Raw genomic sequence first — 8,252 nt, forward strand, 5'->3', positions numbered from 1 at the left:
AATCCCCGGCACCCACGAGCTACCCGCTTCCGCCGCCCCGGCAGCCCGAAGCCGAGGAGCCGCAGGCTCCCGTCCGGCAGACCCCGAAGCCTCTCCCGCGCGCAGTCCGTCAGGTCGCCGACGACTTGCGCGAGCGTTACGCGCACCGAAGGGACCTGTAGCCCCTCCGGCGCTACGCTCGACCACGCTCCGCACCACCCGAAAGGACCCCGCCATGCCCGCGCTCGACGGCCCTCCGCCCCCCGGCACCGTCATCGAGGTACGGGACGAGGAGTGGATGGTCCGCAACAGCAGGCTGCTGCGCTCCGGCGAGCACCTGATCGAGGCGATCGGCGCCTCCGATCTGGTCCGGGGCCAGGAGGCCAGATTCCTCGCGCCCACGATGGACGAACCCCGTGTCCTGCTCCCCGAGAACACCCGGCTCGTCCCCGACGAATCGCCGCACTTCCGGCGTGGCCGCCTCTTCCTGGAGGCGGTGCTGCGCAAGACACCCCTCCCGCAGAAGGAGCGGCGCCTGGCGCTGACCGACGGCTTCCTCCTGGACCGCATGGACTACCAGCTGCGGCCCGCGGTCAAGGCGCTGGCGAACCCGTTGCGGCCCCGGCTGCTGATCGGTGACGTGGTGGGCCTCGGCAAGACGCTGGAGATCGGTGTGCTGCTCGGCGAGCTGATCCGGCGCGGCAGGGGTGAGCGCATCCTGGTCGTCACCCCCGCACCGGTCCTCGAACAGTTCCAGCACGAGATGTGGACGCGGTTCTCCCTGCCGCTGGTCCGGCTCGACAGCGCGGGCATCGCCCGCATCGAGCGCAAGATCCCGGTCGGCCGCAACCCGTTCACGTACTACAAGCGCGTGATCATCTCCATGGACACGCTCAAGAACCAGAAGCGCTACCGGCCGTGGCTGGAGCCCATCCACTGGGACGCCGTGGTCATCGACGAGTCCCACAACCTCATCAACCAGGGCAGCGACCGCCGCGCCCTCGCCGACCTGCTGGCCGAGCGCACGGACGCGCTGATCCTGGCGAGCGCGACCCCGCACAACGGCAGCATGTCCGCCTTCACCGGGCTGATCCGCCTCCTCGACCCGATGGCGGTCAAGGACGCGAACGACCCGAAGAAGGAGGAGCTGGAACACCTCATGCTGCGCCGTACGAAGGTCAGCGCCGAGGTGGGCCGGCAGCTCCAGGGACACTGGGCGCCGCGAGGCGACTCCCGCCCGGTCCGCTGCGAGGCGAACGACCTGGAGGAGAAGGTCTTCCAGGAACTCGCCGAACACTGGCTTAACCGGCCGGACGCGCGGGCGGGCCGGACCGAGGACCGCCTCTTCCCCTACGTCCTGCTCAAGTCGTTCCTCTCCTCCCACCGCGCCCTGTTCGCGACGGCCCGCGCCCGCCTCAAGCTCCCCGTCCAGCACAAGATCACCGACGATCCGCCCGCCGGTGTCGAGTCGAGCACCCCCGAGACCGCCTCACTCCTGCGCCTGCTGGAACTGGCCCGCGCCATAGAGCGTGCGTACGCCGTCGACGGGACAGCTGCCGCCTCCAAACTCGCCGGTCTCGTCGAGGAGTTGGGGGAGATCGGCGTACGGGCGGGCAGCACGACGCGCGCCGTCGTCTTCTCCGAGCGCCGCGAGACCCTCGACTGGCTGGGCCAGGTCCTCCCGCCGCTGCTCGGCTGGACCGACGAGGACGACGCCAAGGCCGCCGTCAAGGTGATGTACAGCGGCGGTGTCTCCGACGAGATGCAGCGCGAGTACGTCGACGAGTTCGCCCGCGCGGGCAGTGACGTACGGCTGCTGCTGACCGGTGACGGTGCCTCCGAGGGTGTCAACCTGCACCGGCAGTGCCATCACCTCGTCCACTGGGACCTGCCCTGGAGCCTGATCCGGGTCGAGCAGCGCAATGGCCGTATCGACCGCTACGGCCAGACCGAGCGGCCCGAGTTCCGCGCGATGATCCTCAGGACGGCGACCCCGGGCGCGCTCGACGACACCGACATCGCGGAGAAGGTCCTCACCCGCGAGGAGAAGGTCCACGCGATCCTCGGTGCCGTGGAGGCGGCGACGAAGGAGAACGACGGCGACCGCGAGGAGATCCGCGTCATGGAGGCGCTCCTCAAGGGCGAGGAGCCGCAGCAGGCGGTGGACGACCTTCAGGTCGCCCCCCTGGACTCCCTGGCGGACGGCGGCGACCTGCCGCTGGCCCAGCAGCTGAACGCCGAGTTCGGCACGGCCGCGGACACGTACGACGACAGCTTCGACGACGACTTCGGCGACTTCGACGACGACCCGGACCTGGGCTTCGCCTTCGACGACACCCCGCAGACACCCGAGGCCGCGCAGGCCGCCGGTACCGAGGACCTCGCCCCCATCCCGGTCGCCCAGGAGCTGCGCCTGTTCACCGACCGCCGCGACTACCTCCTCACCGGCCTGGAGGAGCTCGCCGATCTGGAGGCGTTCCGCCTCGACACCACGGTCAACGGCACCGACCTCAGCTTCGACACCCCGGAGGACCTCGCCGACCGGCTCGACGTCCTCCCCGCCGGGTATGTCCGCGATCAGGGCATCACCAGCCGCGTGAAGCTCACCTTCAGCCGCGAGGACGCGGCCGACTCCCTGCGCCGGGCCCGTGAGGACGCGGACTCGATGTCGCTGTGGCCGGACGTCCACTACGTCGGCGAACTGCATCCCGTCCTGGACTGGATCAGCGACAAGGTCCTGGTCCAGCTGGGCCGCCAGCAGGCGCCCGTGATCCAGGTCGATCGCGCCCGGGTCCCGGACCCTGTCTTCCTCACCCAGGGCATGTGGTCCAACCAGGACGGCCGTCCCACGGTCGTGGCCTGGCTGGCCGTCGACCGCCTGGGCCAGGACGAACCCCGGGTCCGCGAGCTCACCCGCCCGCTGCTCGCCGAACTCGGCCTCGGCCCCGAGATGCCGGACCACTTCGCCCCGGGCGACCCGGCCGCGCTCCAGAAGTACGTCCCGGCGTCCGTCACCGCGACCCGCGCCGAGATGGAACGCCGCAGGGCCGAGGCGGACGAGCACATCGACGAGCCTCTGCGCGCGTACGAGCGCCAGGTCGGCCTCTGGCGGCAGGAGCGGCTGCCCGGCATCGGCATCAGCGGCGGACGAAGCGCCCGCGACCGGGCCGCCGAGAACCTGGAGAAGGCCGCGATCCGGCTGCGGACGACCGGAGACGACCCGATGATCCGGGTCCTCGCGGTCCTGGAGCCGAGCGCATGACCGTACGACCCACCACCGAAGCGATCCGGCAGGAGCGGCAAGCGTGAAGTTCGACGCGCTGATCAACGAGGGGGAGTACTTCCCGTCCTTCTACCTGGACGAGATCCTGCCCAAGCAGCTCAGGACCGGCCGCCTGAAGGAGTGGACGGCCGAGGAACGCCAGGGCCGCCACACCCCCCGGCAGGGCCTGCGCGACCTCACCGGCCCCTACCTCGACGTCCGCCTCACCATCGGCGGTGAGGCGGAGAAGTTCAACGCGCTGCCCGACCAGGTGGCCGCCGAGGCCCAGCGCACGGCGGCCGAGGCGCTCAAGGCACACCCCGGGGAACTGCCCGCCTTCCAGCCCGAGACCGAGTCGCGTGCGTACGGCGACACCCCCGAGGAGGCCTGGCGCGCGGACCTGTACACCTGGCACACCGAACTCCTGAAAGCCCTCGGTTTCGTCCCGAACCCCGGCCACCTCACCGTACGGAGTGTCGCCGGACCCGTCGCCGTGCCCGTGGCCCACCACGAACCGGGGATCGCCGTCCTGACCGGCGGCTTCGCCGAGGACGTCGCGGCCACGCGCGGCGACGGAACCGCGAACCGCCTGCCCGCGCCGGTCCGGGTGGCCTCCGGCAAGACGCTCACCACCGTCACCGACCTCGCCGCCTGGCTGCTCTCCACCGACGACGCACCGCGCTACGCGCTCCTCCTGTTCGGCGGGGTCGTCGTCCTCGCCGACGGGGAGAACTTCGCGCGAGGCCGCTACCTGGCCGTCGACCTGGGCATCGCCCTGCCCCGCAAGGGGCTCAAGGGGGCGAGCGCCGGTGAACTCGACGTCATCGCCGCGCTGTTCGGAGCCCAGGCGCTGCGGCCGGCCGAGGACGGCGGGGACGACGACGTCGCCCGCCTGGTCGCGGAGTCCCGGGACCACTCTGTGGGCGTCACCAACGAACTGCGCGAGGGCCTGAAGAAGTCCGTCCAGCTGATCGCCAACGAGGTCCTGGAACGCGCCCGCCTGCAAGGCGTCACCCACGACGAGCTTCCCGTCTGGCTGCCCGGCCCGCTCGCCGATTCCAAGGCGCTGCCGAAACTCCTCACCAAGGAGTCTCTGCGCTACCTCTACCGCATCCTGTTCCTCCTCTACGCGGAGGCCCGTCCCGAACTCGACGTCCTCCCGATGAAGAGCGAGGAGTACGCCAAGGGCTACAGCGTGGCCCGTCTGCGTGAACTCGTGATCCAGGAGAAGCTCTCCAGCACCTCCCGCGACCGGTACCACTTCCACGACTCCCTCGCGCTGCTCTTCGAGAAGGTCTTCACCGGGCACCCGGTCGCCGACACGGTCACTTCCCGCGAGGACCTGCGGGAACCGGCCGCCGAGAGCGCCGAACTGGCGGAGGACGACGGCTACGAGGGTGTCCGCATCGAGGCCCTGAAGTCCCGCCTCTTCGACCCGAAGTCGATAAGGCTCGTCGACCAGCGGATCGCGCACCCCGACGATCCCGACCGGTATCTGGACCTGCGCCTGCGCAACAAGGTCCTGCACGAGGTGCTGCGCAACCTGGTCCTCGTGGAAGGCCGTGGAAAAGGCGGCCGGGGTGGCTTCATCTCCTACACGAACCTCAGCATCAACCACTTCGGCGCCATGTACGAGGGCCTGATGTCGTACACCGGCTTCATCGCCGACGAGCCGCTGTACGAGGTCGCCAAGGGCGGGGACCCGAGCGGTGGTTCCTGGCTGATCACCGCGAGCCAGGTCAACTCCGGCCGCTACCCGGACGGCCCCGACGACAGTGTCTTCGTCGCGACGGAACTGAACCCGGACACCAACAAGCGCGTCCCCGTCCCCCGCAAGGTCGGTTCGTACGTCTACCGTCTCGCCGGCCGCGACCGCCAGACCACCGCCTCCTACTACACCCCCGAGTCCCTCACCCGGGCCACCGTCGAACAGACCCTCCGCTTCCGCCTCAGCGAGAAGGGCGACGTCGACCCCAAGTCACCCGACAACGCCGAGATCAAGGCGGCCGACGTCCTGCGTTGGCGCATCTGCGAACCGGCCCTCGGCTCCGGCGCGTTCCTCAACGAGGCCGTCAACCAGATCGCCGAGCTGTACCTCCGGCTCGCCCAGCACGAGCGCGACGTCGAGATCGATCTGGAGGACTACCAGCGCGAGCTCCAGAAGGTGAAGGCGTACATCGCCCTCCACAACGCGTACGGCGTCGACCTCAACGAGACGGCCGTCGAGCTCGCGGAGATCTCCCTCTGGCTCAACACGATGTACCGGGGCATGAAGGCCCCCTGGTACGGCCTCCACCTCCGCCGGGGCAACTCCCTGATCGGTGCCGCCCGCAAGGTGTACCCCGGCAACTCCCTGCGGGACGGGGGCTGGCTCACCACCAAGAACCCGCAGAAACCCCGTGCCGTCCCCCTCACCGAGAAGTTGAAGGCCCGCGAGGTCCACCAGTTCCTCCTCCCCGCGACGGGGTGGGGCTCCATCGGCGAGAAGGTCGGCGTCCGCAAGCCGAAGAAGGGGGCGCCGGAGGGGACGCCGGTCAAGGCCCTCGTGGACGGTGACGTCGTCGACTGGCTGGAGCCCGAGCTGGTCGAGGCGATGACGAAGTGGCGCTCGGCGATGCGGCGCAGCCCCAAGGGGGGTACGAAGAAGTCGCCGCCCAAGGGGAAGACGGCCGCCGAGACGCTCCAGAAACAGGTGGAGCAGGAGGTCAAGCTCGGACAGGGCGCCTTCGACCTACCCGGCATCGAAGTCTGGGAACAGCCGTCCTTCGGGTTCTCCGGCGCCGCTCAGTCGCCGCTCCTCGCCGCCGTGAGCAGCGGGGAGCAGAGTCGCAGTACTGCGGACGTGGACGAGGAGCCTGGCGCGGCCACGGAGACCGGCCGCCTGATGCGGCTCGCCCGGCGCGTGGAGTTCCTCTGGGACCTCGTCGTGAAGCGGCTGGTCCTGTCCGAGCAGGAGATCTCTCGGCACGTCGATGTGTGGGGGACGGACGTTCCTCGTGACGGAGAGGCGGGTGCCGAGGGAGAACGGCGCCGTCCGCCGATGGACCGGGACGCCGTACTGGAGGCTTTGCACCGGCAGGGGTCGCCCTACTGGCGGCTCAAGCAGGTCATGGACGCCTGGTGTGCGCTGTGGTTCTGGCCGTTGGAGGAGGTCGGACTGCTCGATGGTTCCGCCGACTTCTGGTACCGGCCGAACGGGAAGGACCTCACCGCGCTGCCCAAGGACAGTACGGAGCGGCGGGTGCCGTTGCGTGCGCTCAAGGACTGGCTGGAGTTCGCTGAGGCGGTTGTCGGACGGGTCGATGCGGAGGCGGAGGAGGGGAAGCAGGCGTCGTTCCTGTCCTTCGAGGGGGTGAAGGACCTCGACGAGTTGGACGCGAAGGAGCGGGAGCTCAACGCGAACATGATCGAGGAGCACGCGTGGGCTCGGCCGACGGATCTGGGGAGCACGTTCCCGTGGTACGAGGTGGTCGTGCGGATCGCTGAGGAACGGGGGTTCTTCCACTGGGAGTTGGACTTCGCCCATGTGTTCATGGAGGGCGGGTTCGATGTGATGGTGGGGAATCCGCCGTGGGTACGGCAGGAGTGGGACGAGGACATGGTTCTGGCGGAGCTGGAGCCGTGGTTCGTACTGGGTGGGAAGGAAGCGGAGGTTGGCCACGAGGCGAACGTGGCCGGATTGATGAGCAAGGCCAAGGGTCGGAGGTTTTATCTGGACGAGCTGGGGATCGTGGCCGGGGTTTCGGAGTTCCTGTCGTCGGTGGATACGTATCCGGAGCTGGTGGGGACACGGCCGGATATGTATCGGGCGTTCATGCTGACGGCGTGGAAGGCGATCGGGGAGCGGGGGAATGCGGGGCTGATTCATCCGTCGACGCATTTGACGGGGACGAAGGAGGCGGTGCTTCGGGAGGCTGCCTATCGGCATCTGCGGTTCCATGCGGACTTCACCAACGAGTTGCTGATCTTCGCCAACCCGGTGGGAAACAGCAGCCACTTCAGCGTCAACGTGTACGGCAGGGACGCCGAGATCTCCTTCCAGCACATGAGCTGGTTGCTGCATCCCGGTGTACTGGTCAAGTCTGTTCGCCACGACGGCGAAGGTCCGGTGCCGGGTGTGAAGGACAAGGGAAAGTGGGATTTGCGTCCGCACCAGGACCGAATCATCACGGTGAATGAGAACCGTCTTACTGAGTGGCGTGAACTGGCAGGGGAAGAGAAGCCGTTGCCAGTTGCCCAGACTAAGATTCTCTATCCCGTGACACGGGCAGAAGAAGCGGCCGTCGTGGCGCTCGGGAAGTGGCCTCACCGCCTGGGCGCAATGAATCCGCGGATCAGCGGCGGGTTCAACGAGAAGACAGACCGTACAGCGGGCTACTTCACCTGGACCCCCGGCCCGGTCGACGGCTGGCAGGACGTCATCCTCCAGGGACCGCTGATCAGCGTTGCCACGCCGTACCACAAGCAGCCGCCCGAGGGTGGCTCGAAGAGCATGCGTGACTACGAGCCGTGGGACCACCTGAACCTGGCGGTGGACGCGGTGCCGCGTACGAACTACCGCCGGGCAAAGGAACGTTCGCAGTTCGTTGGTGCGCAGGACCGCTGGGTGGACCACAACCGGCTCGCACAACTCTGGGATGATCCGGCGGCGGTTGCGGCTGCGGAGGACGATGTCCGGACGGCCGATCTTGACGTAGAGGGCGACGACTTCGACAGAGCGGTCGAGGCATTGTTGGAAGCGGCGAGTATGCGGCCGTATACGGAGTTCTATCGGGTGGCTTGGCGCGAGATGATCGCTTCCAATACCGAGCGCAGTCTGTTCGCTGCGCTGATCCCGCCTGGGGCCACGCACATTCACGCGGTGCGGAGCGCGGCGCTGCCTTCGCCGCGATTTACAGTACTGACTGCTGGCTTCTTTGCGTCGTTGCCCCTCGACTACTTCCTACGAAGTTCGGGCCGAGGCCACCTCGACGTCTCCGATGCCGAAGTCATGCCCGCCCCCACCCCCAAC

At 68.7% G+C, this 8,252-nt stretch carries 2 protein-coding genes; both read left to right on the forward strand.

Features of this window, described 5'->3' with window-relative positions:
- The first annotated feature begins 214 nt into the window (after positions 1 to 214).
- Positions 215 to 3,241, forward strand: coding sequence for a DEAD/DEAH box helicase (locus tag AOK24_RS39765; protein ID WP_055724786.1), 3,027 nt, complete (start codon positions 215 to 217; stop codon positions 3,239 to 3,241).
- 43 nt (positions 3,242 to 3,284) lie between these two features.
- A partial coding sequence (locus AOK24_RS39770) for an Eco57I restriction-modification methylase domain-containing protein (protein WP_055724787.1) occupies positions 3,285 to 8,252 on the forward strand: 4,968 nt, incomplete at its 3' end.

The organism is Streptomyces niveiscabiei, from assembly GCF_001419795.1.
GTDB lineage: Bacteria > Actinomycetota > Actinomycetes > Streptomycetales > Streptomycetaceae > Streptomyces > Streptomyces niveiscabiei.